Below are 18,362 nucleotides of genomic sequence, written 5' to 3' on the forward strand. Positions count from 1 at the left end.
CCGCGCGCTTTGCCAACAAGGCTTTCGGCACGACCTTTCCGACAGGCGCTCCGGGCGACCTTGTTGACCTCTTCCGCTCGCATTCGCTGGCCTCGGCACGTCACCGAGACTTCCCCGAGCGCAGAAGTCGTCGCGCTCATCAGCCATTGCGTGGGTACACCCCCAGGTCGCGGCCTTGCACAAGCAGCCCCGCGCCTGGGCTCTGTTGATGGGGCCACAGGGCTATGCCTCGCCCGGCCATGTTTCCAAGGCCCACTGGGCCCCGACCTGGAGCGATGCGGTCGCCGTGCTCACGCTTGAGCTCGCACTGTGTGCCGCTCAAGGCGCACAAACGCCCTTCAATGCCCTAGCGGTTAAACCGAAAAAGCATGGAAACTGTCAGAAAACCGGGGGTTTCGTGGTGCGCCCGACGGGATTCGAACCCATGGCCCCCAGATTAGGAATCTGGTGCTCTATCCGGCTGAGCTACGGGCGCACTCGATGCGGTCCCTAGCGGCGCGGGGGGCGCTTGGCAATCCACGCCGTAGCAGGCGTGCAGCGTTCAGTTCGCCTTGTCCGGGGTGGTGGTCGCGAAGGGCAGCGGGACGACAGCGACGCCCTCCTCGATCAGCTCGTGCGCGTCGCGCAGGCTTGCCTCGCCGTGGATCGCCTCGGCCTCGCGTTTGCCGTAGTGCATGGCGCGCGCGGTCTCGACGAAGTCCTTGCCGACGTTGCGCGATGACTTGAGCGCCTCGACCTGCGCCCTGGCGAGGCGCGTGAAGGCCTCGATCGCTTCGGGTGGAAGCGCGCCGCCCGCGACCGCAGACTTGCCGGCGGATGCACGCGGCTGCGGCGCCGATGGCGGGGTCGCTTCACGCTGCTCTGGCGGTGCCTGCTCGCGCGAGGGCGTGCGGCTCTCGCTGCGCTGGTTGCCCTTGCGCGCAAGGCGCGGGGCCTGCAGCGCCTTGCCGACTTCGCCGGAGCCGCAATGAGGGCAGGTCACGAGCCCGCGCTCGCACTGGCGCGCAAAGTCGTCCGAGGACTTGAACCAGCCCTCGAAGCGGTGGGCGCCGGCTTGGCACTGCAGGTCGTAGACGATCATCGCGCGCCTAATCCGCGATCGCTCGCCGGTTGGCAAGACTGGGAAGCTGCCCGCGCACCTCGGCAATGCGGGCCGGGTCGATCTCGAAGAATGCGAGCGTGCCGGTTGCAGCCCCCGCCTCGCCCACGTCGAGCACCAGCTCACCCCAGGGATCCACGACCAGCGAATGCCCGAAGGTCTGGCGCCCGTCGGCATGCTCGCCTGCCTGCGCCGCGGCGACGACATAGGCGCTCGCCTCGACTGCGCGCGCCTGCTGCAGGAGGTGCCAGTGCGCCTGTCCGGTGGGGACGGTGAAGGCGGCGGGGATCGCGATCAGGTCGCATTTCTCGCGCCCCAGCGCCTCGAAAAGCGCGGGAAAGCGGATGTCGTAGCAGATCGCGAGGCCGAGCCGCCCGAGTGGCGTATCGAGCGCCACAACCTCGTCGCCGGGCGCATATGCGCTGGATTCGCGCCAGGTCTCGCCGCTCGCCAGTTCGACGTCGAACATGTGCATCTTGTCGTAGCGCGCCACGATTGCGCCGGTATCGTCGATGACGAAGGCGCGGTTGGCGAAGCGCCCGTCGCCATCCTCGGGACGGATCGCGAGCGAGCCTAGGTGAACCCAGATCCCCTCGCGCGCGGCGGCTTCGCGCACGGCTGCCAGCACCGGGTCATCGGCCTCGCTGCGGATGAGCGGGGCGGCGCGCTCGCGCTTGCGGTCGAGCAACCCGCACATCTCGGGCGTGAACAGCATGCGCGCGCCTTGCGCCTTCGCCCGGGCCATGGCCGAGACGATGTCGCGGGCATTGACCTCGGGATCTATCCCGCTGGTCATCTGCAGCAGCGCACCCCGGCCTCCAGCGCCCATCACGCCCTCACCCATCGCCTCAGAGACCGAGCAGCGGATCGAGCTTGCCCGCGCGCTCGAGCGCGTTGACGTCGTCGAAGCCGCCATAGGCCTTGTCGGCAATCAGGATCTGGGGAACCGTGCGCGAACCGGGCACACGCTCTTCCATCTCGGTGCGCTTGGGACCGCCCATGGTCACGTCGTATTCTTCGTAAGCGATGCCCTTGCCGTCGAACAGGGCCTTGGCCGCCACGCAATACGGGCAACCCCACTTGGAATAGATCTCGACCTTCGGCTGGCTCATGCGTCTCGTTTCCTTTCGTTCGGGGCCCGCTCGGGGCCTGCTTGCTCCGGCCTATATGGGAGGAAGCTCCTGTCATGCAAACCGGGGCCAAGCCCCTGAGCGTGCTTGTGCCGTATCCCTCTTGAAACTGGGGTGAACGGGCATATCTTGATCTGCGAACCATGGCCCGAACGGGGATGGTTCGCAACGAGGTGCCGGATGGACCGGGCCTCCATCAACGAAGATTGCTCATTGGAGGATTTTTGTCATGAACCGTATCGACTTTTCGCCCTATCGCCGCTCCATGGTCGGCTTCGACCGCCTCTTCGACATGCTCGAGAGCCAGGCGCGGGTTAATTCCGGCGACAAGTATCCGCCCTTCAACATCGAACGTCGTGGCGACGATGCCTACCGCATCACGCTTGCGGTCGCCGGCTTCAAGCCCGCCGACATCGACATCACCGCACAGGCCAACCTGCTCACCGTGCGCGGCAACAAGCCCGACGAGCACGGCGAGGCCGAGTTCCTGCACATGGGCATCGCCCAGCGCGGGTTCGAGCGCCGCTTCGAGCTGGCCGACTATGTGCGCGTCGACGGCGCGGACCTTGCCGACGGCCTTCTGGTGATCGACCTCGTGCGCGAAGTGCCCGAGGCGATGAAGCCCAAGAAGATCGCCATCGGCGGCAACACGCTGACCGTGATCGAGAACGCTAAGGACGAGGACAAGGACTCCGCCGCCGCCTGAGCGCTGAGAGACATGTCCAGCCAGCCATGACGCTGGCATCGATGAGAACGACCGGGCGGTCCGTGCAAGCGGGCCGCCCTTTTTATCACTTGTGACGCACAGGTTATCGTTTGTTCCGGCAACCCGCCGGATTTATGCGCACTTCTACATAATTCTGAACGCCTTGCCCTTGCGCGCAAAGACGCTGCTAAGCGCAGGACGAATGCGGAGTCGCACAAGCCTATGAGTTTCCCGACCATTGTCGATGACGAGCCGGCGCGGCTCGCCGCGCTGCATCGCCTCGCGGTGCTCGACAGCGATCCCGAACCGGCCTTCGAGAATGTCATCGCGCTCGTTCAGTCAGTGCTGCGTGTGCCGATGGCCGCGGTCTCGCTGCTCGACGAGCATCGCCAGTGGTTCAAGGCCCGCGGCGGCATCCGTGCCCACGAAACCCCGCGCGACATCTCATTCTGCACCCATGCGATCCGGCAGGACGAGGCCTTCATCATTCCCGATGCCCGGCTCGACCCGCGCTTCGCCGAGAACCCGCTGGTCACCGGCGAACCCGGCATCCGCAGCTATCTCGGCATCCCCTTGCGCAGCCCCGACGGCTACAACCTCGGTGCGCTGTGTGTGATCGATACCGAGCCACGCACGTTCTCGGAGGCGGAGATTTCACTGCTCGGCAACTTCGCACAGATCGTGATCAACGAGATGGAACTGCGTAGGGCCGCGCAGTACGACGAACTGACCCGCGCCCATAGCCGCCGCGCCTTTACCGACAGGCTCGAGCAGGAAATCGAGCGCCATCGCCGCTACGGCACGCCCGCCTCGCTGGTGCTGATCGACGTCGACCACTTCAAGGCGGTCAACGATACCCACGGCCACCCGGTCGGCGACCTCGTGCTCTCGGGCATCGTCGCGCTGCTCAACGAGGTGCGCCGCCCCAGCGACGTGGTCGGGCGGCTCGGCGGCGAGGAATTCGCAATGCTGCTGCCCGAAACCGACAGCGCGGAGGCGATGCTCGCGGCAGACCGCTACCGCGAAGCGATCGCGGCCAACCCGATCGCGATCGGGCCTGAACGCACGCTCAGCGTGACCGCGAGCTTCGGCATCTCGGGGATCGCGGATGGCATCGACACCCCGCGCGACTGGCTCGCATGCGCCGATGTGCCGCTCTACCAGGCGAAGCGCGAAGGCAGGAACTGCTGCCGCGCGACGCTCTAGGCCGCGATCAGGCCCCGAGCACCTCGTCGAGCGTGACCCTGCGGCCCTCCGCACTGGAGAGCATGGCGGCCTCGATCACCGCCTGGACCAGTTCGATTTCGCGGGTCGCGACGGCTGGCTGTGCCTCGCCAAGGCACGCCTGCGCGACCTGCGCGTAGAAATGCTCCTGCGAGCCGCGCGGCAGCGCGATCTCGCGGTGCTCACCCTCTCCGGCATGGAGGTGAAGCGGTTCGGTATCGAGGCCCCAGTCGCTCGCGCCGGGACGTAAGCCCGCGACCGACTGGCCTTCCTGCGGATCGAGCCCGAACTTGACGAGACTGCCGCCGGTCCCGTGGACGCGAAAGCGCGGCTCTCCGCCCGCTACGCACATGCCTGCGTGCAGGACCACGCGCATCTGCGGATAGCGCAGGACGACGTGCGCCCAGTCGGACGCCCGGCCGCCATCGCGCAGCGCGGCGATGTCGGCATCGACGCTCTCGGGCGCACCGAACAACACCAGCGCCTGATCGACGAGATGCGGACCGAGATCGTACCAGATCCCCGAACCGGCACTGCCGTCCTCGCGCCAGCGCTCGCGCACTTGCGGGCGGAAACGGTCGAAGTGCGATTCGAAGTGGACGACGCGGCCGATCCGGCCTTCCTCGATCGCGGCGCGCACACCGAGAAAATCGGCATCGCGGCGACGGTTGTGGAAGGCGGTGAGCACGCGGGCGCGCTCGTGCGCCAGCGCAATCAGCGCGCGGGTCTCGGCAATATCCAGCGCGAAGGGCTTTTCGACCACCACGTGCTTGCCGGCCTCGAGCGCACGCGTAGCGAGCGCGGCATGGCTCGCGCTCGGCGTCGCGATGACGACGAGATCGATCGCGGGATCGGCGAAGAGAGCTCCAGCATCGCGCACCAGAGCGACACCCGGCAGCGGCGGTTGCGCCCCCTCGCTGCGCGCGACCACGGCGCGCAGCTCTAGTGCATCACAGGCAGCGATGTAGGGAGCGTGGAACACCCGGGTCGCCATGCCGTTGCCGACGATGCCGACCCCGAGCCTGCGCCCTCCCTTGTCGTCTCCAGCCACCTCTGGCGCGGCCTCAGACGAGGCGCGAGTGGCGTAGCGCTGCGGCGATGAAGCCCGAGAACAGCGGGTGCGGATCGAAGGGCCGCGACTTGTACTCGGGGTGGAACTGCACGCCGACGAAGAAGGGATGATCCGGACGCTCGACGATCTCGGGCAGCAGACCGTCGGGCGACATGCCCGAGAAGATCAGGCCGTTCGATTCGAGCTGCTCGCGATAGGCCGCGTTGACCTCGTAGCGGTGACGGTGACGCTCGGAAATCTCGGTTGCGCCGCCATAGATGGTCGAGGCCTGGCTGTTGCCCGACAGCACCGCCGGGTAGGCGCCCAGACGCATCGTGCCGCCAAGATCGCCGCCTTCGGCACGCTTCTGGAGGCCGTCCTTCGACATCCACTCGGTGATGATGCCGACAACCGGCTCTTCGGTCGCGCCGAACTCGGTCGAGCTGGCCTTCTCGACACCGGCCGCGCGCGCGGCCTCGATGCAGGCCATCTGCATGCCAAGACAGATGCCGAAATAGGGAACCTTGCGTTCGCGCGCGAAGCGCACCGAGGCGATCTTGCCCTCGGTCCCGCGCTCGCCGAAGCCGCCGGGCACGAGAATGCCGTGCATCGGCTCGAGCGCGGCGGCGATCTCGCTGTCTTCCTTCTCGAAGATCTCGGCGTCGATCCAGCGGATCTTGACCTTGACCCGGTTGGCGATGCCGCCGTGGACGAGCGCCTCGTTGAGCGACTTGTAGGCATCGGGCAGGCCGACGTACTTGCCGACGACGCCGATCGTCACTTCGCCCTCGGGGTTCCCGAAGCGCTCGGTGATGGTGTTCCAACGCGTCAGGTCGGGCGCGGGCGAGGCCAGGCCGAAGTGGTGCAGGACCGCGGCGTCGAGGCCTTCCTTGTGGTACTGCAGCGGCACCGAATAGATGCTGGGCGCGTCGAGCGCGGGGATCACGGCCTCGCGGCGCACGTTGCAGAACAGCGCGATCTTGGCGCGCTCGCTCTCGGGCAGCTCGTGCTCGCAGCGGCACAGCAGGATGTCGGGCTGGATGCCAAGGCCGGTCATCTCGCGCACCGAGTGCTGCGTGGGCTTGGTCTTGAGCTCGCCGGCAGCCGCGATGTAGGGCACGAGCGTCACGTGCACGAAGCAGGTGTTCTCGCGGCCCAGTTCGTTGCGCAGCTGGCGCAGCGCCTCGAGGAACGGCAGACCCTCGATGTCGCCGATCGTGCCGCCGATCTCGCAAAGCACGAAATCAAGGTCGTCGGTGTCGGTCTGGGCGAAGTCCTTGATCGCGTCGGTGACGTGCGGAATGACCTGCACGGTCGCGCCGAGGTAGTCGCCGCGGCGTTCCTTGGCGATGATGTCGCGGTAGATGCGGCCCGAGGTGATGTTGTCGCTCTGGTGCGCCGAGACGCCGGTGAAGCGCTCGTAGTGCCCGAGGTCGAGATCGGTCTCCGCACCATCGTCGGTGACGTAGACCTCACCGTGCTGGTAGGGGCTCATCGTGCCCGGGTCGACGTTGAGATAGGGGTCGAACTTGCGGATGCGGACCCTGAAGCCCCGGGCCTGGAGCAGAGCCGCGAGGCTCGCTGCCATGAGACCCTTGCCGAGCGAGGAGACCACGCCGCCGGTGATGAAAATATGCCGCGCCATGGGATCTGGGCCTTAAATTGCATGGTGACACAAGGGCAAGCGCCCCGTGCCTCAATCCACAGGTCAAAATCAATGAAATGCCGCCTGACTGCGCCAGACGGCATTTCGGCTAGGTTGCTGTAGGCCTGCGCGCTCCTGGCCTGCCGGCCGGGCGCGAGCGCCGAATCTCGTTACTGCGCGCCCGATCCCGAAAGCGGATCGTTTGCGGGCGCATCGCCTGCCGGCGCGGGCTCGTCGCCCTGCCCTGCGCTGCCCGCGAGCGGGTCTGCCGGAGCAGGCGAGGCTGCGGGCGCAGTGTTGCGCTCGAGCGAAGTGTCGATGTCGCCGGCCGAATTGGTGTCGACCGCCATGGCCGCGAGCACGATGCTGAGCACCACGAAGAGAACCGCGAGCACGCTCGTCGCGCGGGTCATGAAGTCAGCCGCGCCGCGTGCCGACATCAGGCCCGAAGGGTTGCCGCCACCGGTACCGAGGCCACCGCCTTCAGACTTCTGCATCAGGATCACACCGACCAGCGCGGCTGCGACCAGTGCCTGAACGACGGTAAGGAAAACGAACATTCTCTTGTCTCAGCCTTCTTAGGAACCCGGTGGCCCCGCAACACAAGCGGCGCAGATAAGCGCAACTGCGCCCGAGCGCAACCCGTCCGCTCGGGGCAAACGTCCCGCTACTGCGCCCTGCATCCGCAAGAACAGGTAGCGAAGCTGCGCCACGGCAACCAAGTGCCGGGCGCACCTTGAAAAATCAGTCCGCTGCGAGCGAAGCCGCAGCGCCGACGATGCCGAGGAAGCTTTCCGCGGTCAGACTGGCGCCGCCGACGAGCGCGCCGCCCACCTCGGGCACCGAAAGCAGTTCGGCGGCATTGTCGGCCTTGACCGAGCCACCGTAGAGGATGCGCACGCCAGCGCCCGCCTCACCGTAGATCGCGACGAGCTTGGCGCGGATCGCGGCATGCATCGCCTTGACGTCGTCGGTCGAGGGAACGCGGCCGGTGCCGATCGCCCAGACCGGCTCGTAAGCGACCGAGAGCTTCTCGACGGCACCTTCCGCAAGCGGACAGGAACCGTCGAGCTGACCCGAGACGACCGTCTCGGCATTGCCGGCATCGCGCTCGGCTTCGGTCTCGCCGACGCACAGGATGACGGCGAGGCCCGCAGCGAACGCAGCCTCTGCCTTGGCCTTGACGTCGGCGTCGCTCTCACCGTGGATCGAACGCCGCTCGGAGTGGCCGACGATCGTGAAGTCCGCGCCCGCATCCTTGAGCATGGGGGCCGAGATATCGCCGGTGAAGGCGCCGTTCTCGAGGGGGTGGCAGTCCTGTCCGCCCACCCCGATGATCTCCGCCGCGTCGCGCGTGCGGTAGATCAGGGTCGCCGGCGGTGCGACCGCGACCTGCACCTTGGGAAAGCGTGCAGCGGCGCGGTCTATCGCGCGCACCTCGTTGAGCATCGCGCGCGTACCGTTCATCTTCCAGTTGCCGACGATGTAAGGCAGTCCAGCCATGTCTTACCTTTGATCAGAGCCAGGCCCGTACGATCCCGGTCTTCCGCAAGGGAAGAGAATCGCCGGACCACTGTAACGGCGCGCTGCTAGGGCACCAGCCACAGATTTGTCAAAACCCGCGCCGGTGTCGAGACGATAAAAGTACCGCACTGCACCATCGTGGCACCGCAGCCCTCGGGCGGCACGCGAAATTTCGGCCCTGTCGATAAACATGCGATGAACATGCCAGCCACGATGCCATCACGCGCCACCCACTGCGGGTCAGCCCCCTCGAATTTGCCCAGAAGGTTGCGAGTCGGCATTGCAGGAGCGCCAAAGGCTCCCTAAAGCCTGCCACCGTTTCCCAATACGTCTTCGGGCCCCGTGCCCGCGGCGCTGTCACAGACAATGCACTGATCGGCCGACATTCATGCTCACGTTCTTCAGATCCTTCATCAAGTCCAAGGTCGGCGCCGCGGTGGCGATCGGCGTTCTCGTGCTCATCGCCCTCGCCTTTGCGAGCGGCGACATCGCCGGCATCCAGGGCCCGGGCGGGATCACCGGAGGCAATGCGGTCGCCAGCGTCGATGGCGAGGACATCGAGGCCACCGAGCTCTCGCGCAGCGCCAGCTCGGCGCTGACCCGCGTGCAGCAGCAGAACCCGAACGCGACGATGAAGCAGCTGATCGCGCAGGGCGGTGTCGAGAACATTCTCGAGGACCTGATCGGGCGCACCGCGTTCTACGCCTTTGGCCAGAAGCACGCGATTGTGGCGGGCGATCGCCTCGTCGACAGCGAGATCGCGCAGATCCCGGCGTTCGAAGGCGTCGACGGCAAGTTCGACCAGGATACCTTCCGCCAGGCGCTCGCACAGCAGGGCCTCTCGGAGAAGGCGCTTCGTGCCGACATCGCGCAGGGCCTCGTCGCCCAGCAGCTCGTCACCCCGGCGCAGATGGGTGCGGTGATGCCGCGCTTCATGGCCAAGCGCTATGCCACACTGCTCAACGAGACCCGCACCGGTTCGGTCGCGGCGCTTCCCTCGCTGCTCTTCGCGCCCGAGAAGGAACCCGACGACAAGACCATCGCAGCCTTCTACAAGGCCAACACCGATCGCTTCATCCGCCCCGAGCGCCGCGTGCTGCGCTATGCGACGTTCTCGATGGACGAGATGCCCGCTCCCGCAGCCCCGACCGACGCCGAGATCGCCGAGCAGTTCAAGGCCAACGCGGCCCGTTACGCTGCCAAGGACGAACGCAAGATCACCCAGGTGATCGTCCCCGCCGAGGCCGAGGCTAAGGCCATCGTCGCCGCGGTCGAGGGCGGCAAGACCCTCGAGACCGCCGCAAAGGACAAGGGCCTGTCCGCCGCCCAGCTCGAGTTCTTCAGCCGCTCGGACCTCGCAACCCAGTTCTCCAAGGACGTCGCCGACGCCGTCTTCGCCGCTCCGGTCGGCAAGCTCGCCACCCCGCGCAAGTCGGCGCTCGGCTGGCACGTGATCCGCGTCGTCGAAGAGAACAAGCAGGCCGCGCGCCAGCTCGCGGACGTGCGTGAGGAGCTCGTCGAGGAAGTCGCCGCGACCAAGCGCCGCAAGGCCTTCGCCGAGCGCCTCGAAAACATCGAGGACCAGTTCTCGGGCGGCACCAGCCTGCCCGAGGTCGCCAAGGCACTGGGCCTCGAGGTCAAGACCACCGCGCCGATCACCGCTGGCGGGCAGGTCTACCAGAAGCCGGACGAGACCATCGACGCGGGGCTCAACCCGCTGCTCAAGACCGTGTTCAAGATGCAGCAGGAACAGCCGCAGCTCGCGCAGATGGGCCAGGGCGAGGACTTCTCGGCCAACCGCCCCTTCGTGATCTACGACGTCACCGAGATCCAGGCCTCGGCGCCCGCGCCGCTCAAGGAGATCGAAGACGACGTCAAGCGCGCCTGGGTCTTCGACGAGGGCTCGAAGGCCGCCAAGGCCGCCGCGATCAAGATGCAGGCGGCGATGGCCAAGGGCGCGACGCTCGAGAAGGCCATGTCCGAAGTCGGCAAGCGCCTGCCCCCGGTCGAGCAGGTCGGCATGTCGCGCGCGACGCTGACCCGCGCGCTGCAGTCGGGCCGCCAGGTCCCGCCGCCCGTCTCGCTCATGTTCCACATGTCCGAGGGCAGCGTGAAGGTGCAGTCGGCCGCCGACGAGCGCGGCTGGTTCGTGGTCCAGCTCAAGGACATCGAGCCCGGCAAGGTCGAATCCGACGAGATGGTCGAGAACGCCCGCAAGGAACTGGGCGGCGCGCTGGGCAATGCCTATGCGCAGGCGCTCAACGACGCGATCGTCAAGGAAGCCACGGTCAAGAAGAACGAGGCCGTGATCAAGTCGGTACGCGATCAGCTCGCGGGCGCCGCTCCCGCCGGCTCCTGAACGCCGCCATGACGCCCCTGCCGCCAGCGCGCACGAGCGCTGGAGGCGGGGCAACGACAATCTACCAGCAAAGCGACGAGTGATGACCAGCATGCAGCGCAAGGGACGTGAGACCGACCGCGAGGAGACCCTCGCCAAGCTCTCGGCAGGCATGCCCGCCCTCGCCTGGCGCAAGCTGGTCGCCGATACCGAGACGCCGGTGGGCGCCGCGCTCAAGCTGTTCGAGGACGGGCGCGGGGACTTCATCCTCGAATCGGTCGAGGGCGGCGACACGCGCGGGCGCTACTCGCTGATCGGGCTCGACCCCGACCTCGTGTTCCGCGCCGGGGCCGAGACCTGCGCGATCAACCGTCGCTGGAAGAACGACCGCGAGGCCTTCGAGGACCTGGGCCACGACAGCCTCGGCGAGCTGCGCGCGCTCGTCGAATCGTGCCGCATCGACGTGCCCGAGGAACTGCCTGCAGCGCTCGCCTGCGTGGTCGGCTACTTCGGCTACGAGACCATCGGCCTCGTCGAGAAGCTGCCGCGCGCGCCGCAAAGCGAACTCGACCTGCCCGACATGCTCTTCGTGCGCCCCTCGGTGCTGCTGGTGTTCGACAGCCTCGGCGACGAGCTGTTCTGCATCGCGCCGATCTGGCCCGAGGACGGCGGTCTCGATCCCGCCCGCGCGCTCGAGACCGCTCACGATCGCATCGACGAGACGCTGCGCAAGCTCACCGCGCCGGTACCCGCGACCCCGCTCCTCGCCGACCTGCCCGAACCGGTCCAGACCGCGGTGATGGCGCCCGGCGAATACGAGGCCATGGTCGATCGCGCCAAGCAGTACATCGAGGCGGGCGACATCTTCCAGGTCGTGCTCGCCCAGCGCTTTACCTGCGAGTTCCCGCTGCCCCCGCTCGCGCTTTACCGCGCGCTGCGCCGCGTGAACCCCTCGCCCTTCCTCTATTTCCTCGACCTGCCCGGCTTCGCGGTGATCGGCTCGAGCCCCGAGATCCTGGTCCGCGTGCGCGAGGGCGAGGTCACCATCCGCCCGATCGCCGGGACGCGCCCGCGCGGCAAGACCGCGCAGGAGGACAAGGCCAACGAGATCAGCCTGCTCGACGATCCCAAGGAGCGCGCCGAGCATCTCATGCTGCTCGATCTCGGGCGCAACGACGTCGGCCGGGTTGCCGCGCCCGGCACCGTCGAGGTCACCGACAGCTACACCATCGAGCGCTACAGCCACGTCATGCACATCGTCTCGAACGTGGTCGGGCGGCTCGACACGCTGACGCACGACGCCATCGACGCGGTCTTCGCGGGCTTTCCGGCGGGCACCGTCTCGGGCGCCCCCAAGGTACGCGCCTGCCAGATCATCGCCGAGCTCGAACCCGAGACGCGCGGTGCCTATGCAGGCGGCGTCGGCTACTTCTCGCCCGACGGCTCGGTCGATTCGTGCATCGTGCTGCGCACCGGCGTGCTCAAGGACGGCGTGCTCCACGTCCAGGCGGGTGCCGGGATCGTGATGGACAGCGACCCTACCTCGGAACAGAACGAGTGCCTGCACAAGTCCGGCGCCCTCTTCGCCGCCGCGCGCGAGGCCATCCGCGTCGCCGGGGAACCGGGCTTCGGGCAGTGAAGGCAGCGCTGAGGCCAGGCATTCTCCCGGCAGCACCGCTCCTCGCCCTTCTTGCCTCCTGCTCGTCCGACGAGAGCGCCGAGGCCCCGCCCCCGCCGCCTTGCGAGAGCGCGCAGTTCGAGGACGCGGTCTTCACCCATTGCATCGCCGTGCCCGGGCGCAACTCGGTGCACATGGTGCTCGGCCCGAAGGGCGGTGCGCCCTATCGCACGATGAGCGAACTCGCGGTCAACCGCTCGCCCGACAAGCCCGCCGTGGCCTTCGCGGTCAACGGCGGCATGTTCGACGCATCCGGTCAGCCCATCGGCTACTACGTCGAGGAAGGCGAGCGGCTGCACACCCTCAACACCAACGAGGGCCCGGGCAACTTCCATATGAAGCCCAACGGCGTGTTCTACGGCGATGCGGGCGAACACTGGCACGTGCGCACCAGCACGGAATTCGCCGCCAGCGTCGAGGAGCGCCCCGACTTCGGCACCCAGTCGGGCCCGATGCTGGTGATCGACGGCCAGCTGCACCCGCAGATCGCCGAGGACGGCGCCTCGCGCAAGCTGCGCAACGGCGTGGGCATCGATCGCACGGGCGCCGCACACTTCGTCATCAGCGACGAGCCCGTCTCGTTCGGCAAGCTCGCGCGCTATTTCCGCGACGGTCTCAAGTGCGACAACGCGCTTTTCCTCGACGGCTCGGTCTCGAGCCTGTGGGACCCCGAACATGGCCGCGTCGACGGGGGACCGCCGCTCGGCCCCTTGATCGTCGTCGAGAAACGCGCGAAGGCGGCACCGCGAAAGGAAGCCCCATGATCCTGGTCATCGACAACTACGACAGCTTCACCTGGAACCTCGTCCACTACGTGATGGAACTTGGCGCGGAGGTTAAGGTCGTTCGCAACGACAAGCTCACCGCCGAGGAGGCGCTGGCCACCGGCGCGAAGGGCTTCCTCGTATCGCCCGGCCCCTGCACCCCCACCGAGGCGGGCGTCAGCCTCGATCTCGTCGGCGCGGCGGCGGAAAGTGGCATCCCGCTGCTCGGCGTGTGCCTCGGGCACCAGTCGATCGGCCAGTACTTCGGCGGCAAGGTTGTGCGCGGCGGGCTGATGCACGGCAAGACCTCGACCATGACTCACGACGGCACCGGCGTCTTCGCAGGGCTCCCCTCGCCCTTCACCGCGACCCGCTACCACTCGCTGATCGTCGAGGACATCCCGGCCTGCCTGCACGTCAACTGCCGCTCCGAGGACGGCCACGTGATGGGCTTCGCGCACGAGAGCCTGCCGATCCACGGCGTGCAGTTCCACCCCGAATCCATCGCCACCGAGCACGGCCACGCGATGCTCGCGAACTTCCTGCGCCTGTGCGGGATCGAGCCCCGGATGCCCGAGAGGCTGGTCGCATGAGCACAGCCGCGCTGCTCCCCGATCCGCTCGGCACGATCGCCGAGGACGAGGCCGAAGCCGCCTTCGGTGCGATCCTCGACGGCAAGATCGACGACGAGACGGTAAAGACCTTCCTCGTCGCGCTCTCCGAACGCGGCGAGACTGCCAGCGAGATTGCCGGTGCGGCCCGCGCGATGCGCGCGCGCATGATCCCGGTCGAAGCCCCCGCCAACGCCATCGACGTATGCGGTACCGGCGGCGACGGGCACCACACGCTCAACGTCTCGACCGCGGTCAGCCTCGTCGTCGCGGCCTGCGACGTCCCGGTCGCCAAGCACGGCAACCGCGCCGCCAGCTCCAAGGCAGGCGCCGCCGACACGCTCGAGGCGCTCGGCCTCGATCTCGACCGCGCCGCCCTGACCGCCGAGACGACCCTGCGCGAGATCGGCATCGGCTTCCTCTTTGCCGCCAAGCACCACCCGGCGATGGGCCGGATCATGCCGATCCGCAAGGCTATCGCCCGGCGCACGATCTTCAACCTGATGGGCCCGCTGGCGAACCCCGCCAATGTCACGCGCCAGCTCGTCGGCATCGCACGGCCCGCCTACGTGCCGATCTATGCCGAGGCTCTCGCCCGGCTCGGCACCGATCACGCGATGGTGATTTCGGGCGACGAGGGGCTCGACGAGCTCAGCCTTGCCGGCGGCAACGAAGTCGCCGAAGTGCGCGGGACCTCGGTCGCCATGAAGCGCATCTCGGCAGCCGAACTGGGCCTAGCCAGCGCTCCGGTCGAGGCGATCCGCGGCGGCGACCCCGAATACAACGCGCAAGCCCTTCGCCGCCTGCTCCAGGGCGAGGAAGGCCCTTACCGCGATGCGGTGCTGCTCAACGCCGCCGCCGCACTGATGGTCGCCGGTGAGGCCACAAGCTGGTCCGAAGGGCTCGAGGAGGCCGCCGAGGCCATCGACAAGGGTCTCGCCAATGCCCTGCTCAACTGCTGGATCGCGGCCACCAAGGCCTGACCGGGAACGAACCATGTCAGACAAGCTCACCGAAATCTGCCAGACCAAGCGCGGCGAAGTCGACGCCCGCAAGGCCGCGACCTCGCTCGACGCACTCGAGGCGCGCGCCGCCGCGCAGGAAGCCCCGCGCGGTTTCGAAGCGGCGCTGCGCGCGCGTGCTGAGACCGGCTATGCGCTCATTGCCGAGATCAAGAAGGCCTCGCCGTCGAAGGGCCTGATCCGTCCCGACTTCCGCCCCGCCGACCACGCCGTGGCCTACGAAAAGGGCGGCGCGGCCTGTCTCTCGATCCTGACCGACGCGTCCTACTTCCAAGGGCACGAGGACTATCTCGTCGCTGCCCGCGCCGCCGTTTCGCTGCCGGTGATCCGCAAGGACTTCATGATCAATCCCTGGCAGGTTGCCGAGGCCCGCTCGATCGGCGCCGATGCGATCCTGATCATCGTCGCCGCGCTCGACGACACGCTCATGGCCGAACTCGAGGCCGCTGCGCACCAGTACGGCCTCGACTGCCTCGTCGAAGTTCACAACGAGCTTGAGATGGAGCGAGCAAGTCGTTTGAAATCAAGGCTTATTGGCGTCAACAATCGCGACCTCAAGCGCTTTGTCACCGATATCGGCACGACCGAACGACTTGCACCGCTGGCCCCCGAAGGCACGCTGCTGGTGAGCGAGAGCGGGATCAACAGCCACGCCGATCTCGAACGCCTCGCCCCTTGCGCGCGCACCTTCCTCGTCGGCGAGAGCCTGATGCGCCACGCCGACGTCGAGGCGGCCACGCGCAGACTGCTAAAGGGGAACTAAAATCCCTATAAAGCAATACACTAAGGGACACACCTTAGGCACTTTGCAAAGGAACAGCAGGCTCCCGCCCAAGTCGTGAAACCGCTGTCCTACATCGCCCGTTTCTGTCACGCTGAGGGAATGACGAGACTTTTCCGGCAGATCGACCATCAGGGCCGCCGCCGCGCGGTCGTCCCCGGCGCGGGGCAACGGAGGGGCGCAAATCCTTTTCCCCTGAACCGTGTCAACTGTGTCAACTTGCCCGCCATGAAGGACCCCAGATGACCGGATCGCTCAGCCATATCGATGCCGAGGGCACCGCGCGCATGGTCGATGTCGGCGCCAAGCCCGATACCCGCCGCGTCGCGGTCGCCTCGGGCGTGATAACGATGTCCGACGAGGCGCTGGCCGCGGTACGCGCGGGCAATGCGCCCAAGGGCGACGTGCTGGGCACCGCCCGCATCGCCGGGATCATGGCCGCCAAGAAAACCGGCGACCTCGTGCCGATGTGCCATCCGCTCGCGCTCGATGCGGTCAACATCGACTTCAGCTTCGAGGACGAGGGCGAATTCGCTGGCTCGATCCGCGCCACCGCGACCGCCTCGATCACCGGGAAGACCGGCATCGAGATGGAGGCGATCACCGCGGTCTCGATCGCGCTGGTGACGATCTACGACATGGCCAAGGCGCTCGACAAGGGCATGGTCATCTCGGGCATCCGGCTCATCGAGAAGCTGGGCGGCAAGTCCGGCCACTGGAAGGCGCAAGGGTGGATCTGACCATGGCGCATCCCCCGCTGCCGCCGATCCCGCTCGAAGTCGCGCAGTCGCGCCTGCTTGCGCTCGTCGAGCCGCTCCGCGTCGAACACGTCGATCTCGAAGGCGCACTCGGGCGCTATCTCGCCCAGCCCCTCCTCGCCCGCCGCACCCAGCCCGCCGCCGACGTCTCTGCCATGGACGGCTACGCCGTCGCCTCGATCCCCGCCGATCCGCGCTGGACGGTGATCGGGGAGAGCGCTGCCGGGCATCCCCATACCGGGACCATCGGCGATGGCGAGGCGGTGCGCATCTCGACCGGCGCGCTGCTTCCCGCAGGCGCCAGCGCGGTCGTCCTGCAAGAGGACATTGCGCGCGAGGGCGACGCAATCCACCTCGAAGGCAGTGCCCCTGCCCCGGTCTCGCGCCACGTGCGCCACTGCGGCATGGATTTCGCCGAAGGGACACAGGTTCTCCCTGCAGGCATCGCCATCGGACCTGCGCAGATCGCGCTCGCCATGACCGCGGGCCACAAGCACCTGCCCGTCCACCGTCGCCCGACGGTCACGATCATCGACAGCGGCGACGAACTCGCGCGCGATCCCGAGGTATGTCCGCTCCATCAGGTTCCCGCCAGCAACGGCCTGATGCTCGCCGCGATGATGCGCGGCCTTACCGCCGAGACGCGCCGCATCGGCCCCGTCGTCGACACCATGGACGCCCTTATCGGCGCATTCGACGCTGCGGGCGACGCCGAGGTCATCGTCACCAGTGGCGGCGCCTCGGTCGGCGACCACGATCTCGTGCGCCCGGCCCTGGAGGCCTGGGGCGCGCAGCTCGATTTCTGGCGCATCGCGATCAAGCCGGGCAAGCCGCTGCTCGTCGCCACGCGCCGCCGCGCCAATGGCAGGCCACAGGTCATCGTCGGGCTGCCGGGCAACCCGGCCTCGAGCATGGTCACCGCCTTCCATTTCGTTCTCCCGCTGCTGCGCCGCCTGCTGGGAGCCGCACAGCCGATGGCCACCGCGATCACTACGCGGCTCGGTGCCGACGTGCCCGCGACCGGCGCGCGGCGCGAGTTCCTGCGCGCACATTGGGACGGCGAGAGCGTGAGCCCGGTGGTACTGCAGGACAGCGGCGCTCTGGCTGCAATGGCTGCGAGCAATGCCCTGATCGACCGTCCAGCCCACACGCCTGCGCTGGCTGCCGGAGAACCGGTATCGATCTACCAGCTCCAAAATGGCTGAGCCGCTTGACGCACGGAATTTTGTTGCTTAATTGTTCTCTCATTGTTCACGATTGGAACATGACCCGTTCGATGTTCCGGCTCACGCCGGCAGGACCAAGGGAAAGAGGCGAACGAGATGTTGACGCGCAAGCAGCATGAATTGCTCCGGTTCATCCAGGTAAGGCTGGACGAAAGCGGCATCTCGCCCAGTTTCGAGGAAATGAAGGAAGCGCTCGACCTCAAGTCGAAATCGGGCGTGCACCGCCTGATCTCGGCGCTCGAGGAACGCGGCTTCATCCGCCGCCTGCCTAATCGTGCCCGCGCGCTCGAGGTCCTGCGCCGCGCCGACGAAGGCGCTGCGAGCCCCGCCGATGTCGCGGCGAAGAATGCGGGCGACAACGTCGTGTCGATCGACAGCGCCCGTACCCCCGCCAGGCCCGAGCCGGCTGCGGGCGTGATCGAACTGCCGCTCCACGGACGCATTGCCGCAGGCGTTCCGATCGAGGCGCTCGAGGGCCAGTCCAGCCTGCCCGTCCCGGCAGCATTGCTCGGCACTGGCGAACATTACGCTCTTGAAGTTTCGGGCGATTCGATGGTCGATGCCGGCATCCTCGACGGAGATTTCGCGCTGGTGAAGCGCACCAGTTCGGCCCGGGATGGGGAAATCGTCGTCGCGCTCGTGCGCGGCGAAGAAGCCACGCTCAAGTACCTGCGCCGCGAGAACGGCATGGTCCGTCTCGATCCCGCCAATGCCGCTTACGAGCCGCAGATCTATGGTGCCGACGAGGTCGAGGTGCAGGGCAAGCTCGCCGGACTGCTGCGCCGCTATCACTGACGTCCACGTT

18 protein-coding genes and 1 tRNA gene are annotated in these 18,362 nt (G+C 67.5%); 11 read left to right on the plus strand and 8 right to left on the minus strand.

All coding sequences use genetic code 11. The features are described from left to right. Positions 1-398: 398 nt before the first annotated feature. The 4 genes from I5E68_RS10875 to grxC form a co-directional block, all read right to left on the minus strand. Positions 399-475, minus strand: a tRNA-Arg gene (locus tag I5E68_RS10875). 66 nt (positions 476-541) lie between these two features. Continuing rightward, positions 542-1,081, minus strand: a complete 540-nt coding sequence (locus tag I5E68_RS10880; protein ID WP_197163668.1) for a DUF1178 family protein — start codon at positions 1,079-1,081, stop codon at positions 542-544. Between the two features lie 7 nt (positions 1,082-1,088). Beyond that, entirely contained in the window at positions 1,089-1,928 is an 840-nt protein-coding gene (locus I5E68_RS10885) for a carbon-nitrogen hydrolase family protein (protein ID WP_197164768.1), read from the minus strand. A 19-nt stretch (positions 1,929-1,947) separates the two neighbouring features. Further along, entirely contained in the window at positions 1,948-2,211 is a 264-nt protein-coding gene (gene grxC / locus I5E68_RS10890) for a glutaredoxin 3 (RefSeq protein WP_197163670.1), read from the minus strand. A gap of 247 nt (positions 2,212-2,458) precedes the next feature. Here grxC and I5E68_RS10895 point away from each other — a divergent pair, with 247 nt between their 5' ends. Further along, positions 2,459-2,935, plus strand: a complete 477-nt coding sequence (locus tag I5E68_RS10895) for an Hsp20 family protein (RefSeq protein ID WP_197163672.1) — start codon at positions 2,459-2,461, stop codon at positions 2,933-2,935. Positions 2,936-3,157: 222 nt separating this feature from the next. Beyond that, complete coding sequence (locus I5E68_RS10900; protein ID WP_197163674.1) at positions 3,158-4,141, plus strand: GGDEF domain-containing protein; 984 nt, start codon at positions 3,158-3,160, stop codon at positions 4,139-4,141. A 7-nt stretch (positions 4,142-4,148) separates the two neighbouring features. Here I5E68_RS10900 and I5E68_RS10905 read toward each other — a convergent pair whose 3' ends face one another. From I5E68_RS10905 to tpiA, 4 genes are all read right to left on the minus strand, one after another. Continuing rightward, positions 4,149-5,210, minus strand: a complete 1,062-nt coding sequence (locus I5E68_RS10905) for an oxidoreductase (RefSeq protein ID WP_323982135.1) — start codon at positions 5,208-5,210, stop codon at positions 4,149-4,151. A gap of 13 nt (positions 5,211-5,223) precedes the next feature. After that, positions 5,224-6,855, minus strand: coding sequence for a CTP synthase (gene pyrG / locus I5E68_RS10910; RefSeq protein ID WP_197163676.1), 1,632 nt, complete (start codon positions 6,853-6,855; stop codon positions 5,224-5,226). Positions 6,856-7,025: 170 nt separating this feature from the next. Further along, positions 7,026-7,415 (minus strand): preprotein translocase subunit SecG, encoded by a 390-nt coding sequence (gene secG, locus I5E68_RS10915; protein WP_197163678.1) that lies wholly within the window; start codon positions 7,413-7,415, stop codon positions 7,026-7,028. A 184-nt stretch (positions 7,416-7,599) separates the two neighbouring features. After that, positions 7,600-8,358 (minus strand): triose-phosphate isomerase, encoded by a 759-nt coding sequence (tpiA, locus tag I5E68_RS10920; protein ID WP_197163680.1) that lies wholly within the window; start codon positions 8,356-8,358, stop codon positions 7,600-7,602. Between the two features lie 409 nt (positions 8,359-8,767). Here tpiA and I5E68_RS10925 point away from each other — a divergent pair, with 409 nt between their 5' ends. From I5E68_RS10925 to lexA, 9 genes are all read left to right on the plus strand, one after another. Then, positions 8,768-10,738 carry a peptidylprolyl isomerase gene (locus I5E68_RS10925; RefSeq protein ID WP_197163682.1) on the plus strand — a complete coding sequence of 657 codons (1,971 nt, stop codon included), beginning with the start codon at positions 8,768-8,770 and terminating at the stop codon, positions 10,736-10,738. A gap of 91 nt (positions 10,739-10,829) precedes the next feature. Then, positions 10,830-12,356: an anthranilate synthase component I gene (gene trpE / locus I5E68_RS10930; RefSeq protein WP_197164772.1), complete on the plus strand. Its 1,527-nt coding sequence runs from the start codon at positions 10,830-10,832 to the stop codon at positions 12,354-12,356. Next, positions 12,353-13,159 (plus strand): phosphodiester glycosidase family protein, encoded by an 807-nt coding sequence (locus I5E68_RS10935; RefSeq protein ID WP_323982136.1) that lies wholly within the window; start codon positions 12,353-12,355, stop codon positions 13,157-13,159. Before trpE ends, I5E68_RS10935 begins: the two co-directional genes overlap by 4 nt. After that, entirely contained in the window at positions 13,156-13,752 is a 597-nt protein-coding gene (locus I5E68_RS10940) for an anthranilate synthase component II (protein WP_197163684.1), read from the plus strand. Before I5E68_RS10935 ends, I5E68_RS10940 begins: the two co-directional genes overlap by 4 nt. Continuing rightward, on the plus strand, positions 13,749-14,753 hold the full coding sequence (gene trpD, locus I5E68_RS10945; protein ID WP_197163686.1) for an anthranilate phosphoribosyltransferase: 1,005 nt from the start codon (positions 13,749-13,751) through the stop codon (positions 14,751-14,753). Before I5E68_RS10940 ends, trpD begins: the two co-directional genes overlap by 4 nt. A 13-nt stretch (positions 14,754-14,766) precedes the next feature. Further along, the gene (gene trpC, locus I5E68_RS10950) at positions 14,767-15,555 is read left to right on the plus strand and encodes an indole-3-glycerol phosphate synthase TrpC (RefSeq protein WP_197163688.1); all 789 of its coding nucleotides are present in this window, start codon (positions 14,767-14,769) and stop codon (positions 15,553-15,555) included. Positions 15,556-15,815: 260 nt separating this feature from the next. Further along, on the plus strand, positions 15,816-16,313 hold the full coding sequence (gene moaC / locus I5E68_RS10955; protein WP_197163691.1) for a cyclic pyranopterin monophosphate synthase MoaC: 498 nt from the start codon (positions 15,816-15,818) through the stop codon (positions 16,311-16,313). Between the two features lie 2 nt (positions 16,314-16,315). After that, on the plus strand, positions 16,316-17,536 hold the full coding sequence (locus tag I5E68_RS10960) for a molybdopterin molybdotransferase MoeA (RefSeq protein ID WP_197164776.1): 1,221 nt from the start codon (positions 16,316-16,318) through the stop codon (positions 17,534-17,536). A gap of 117 nt (positions 17,537-17,653) precedes the next feature. Beyond that, the gene (gene lexA / locus I5E68_RS10965; protein WP_197163692.1) at positions 17,654-18,352 is read left to right on the plus strand and encodes a transcriptional repressor LexA; all 699 of its coding nucleotides are present in this window, start codon (positions 17,654-17,656) and stop codon (positions 18,350-18,352) included. Positions 18,353-18,362 lie beyond the last annotated feature (10 nt).

It is taken from the genome of Novosphingobium aureum, assembly GCF_015865035.1.
Classification (GTDB): domain Bacteria; phylum Pseudomonadota; class Alphaproteobacteria; order Sphingomonadales; family Sphingomonadaceae; genus Novosphingobium; species Novosphingobium aureum.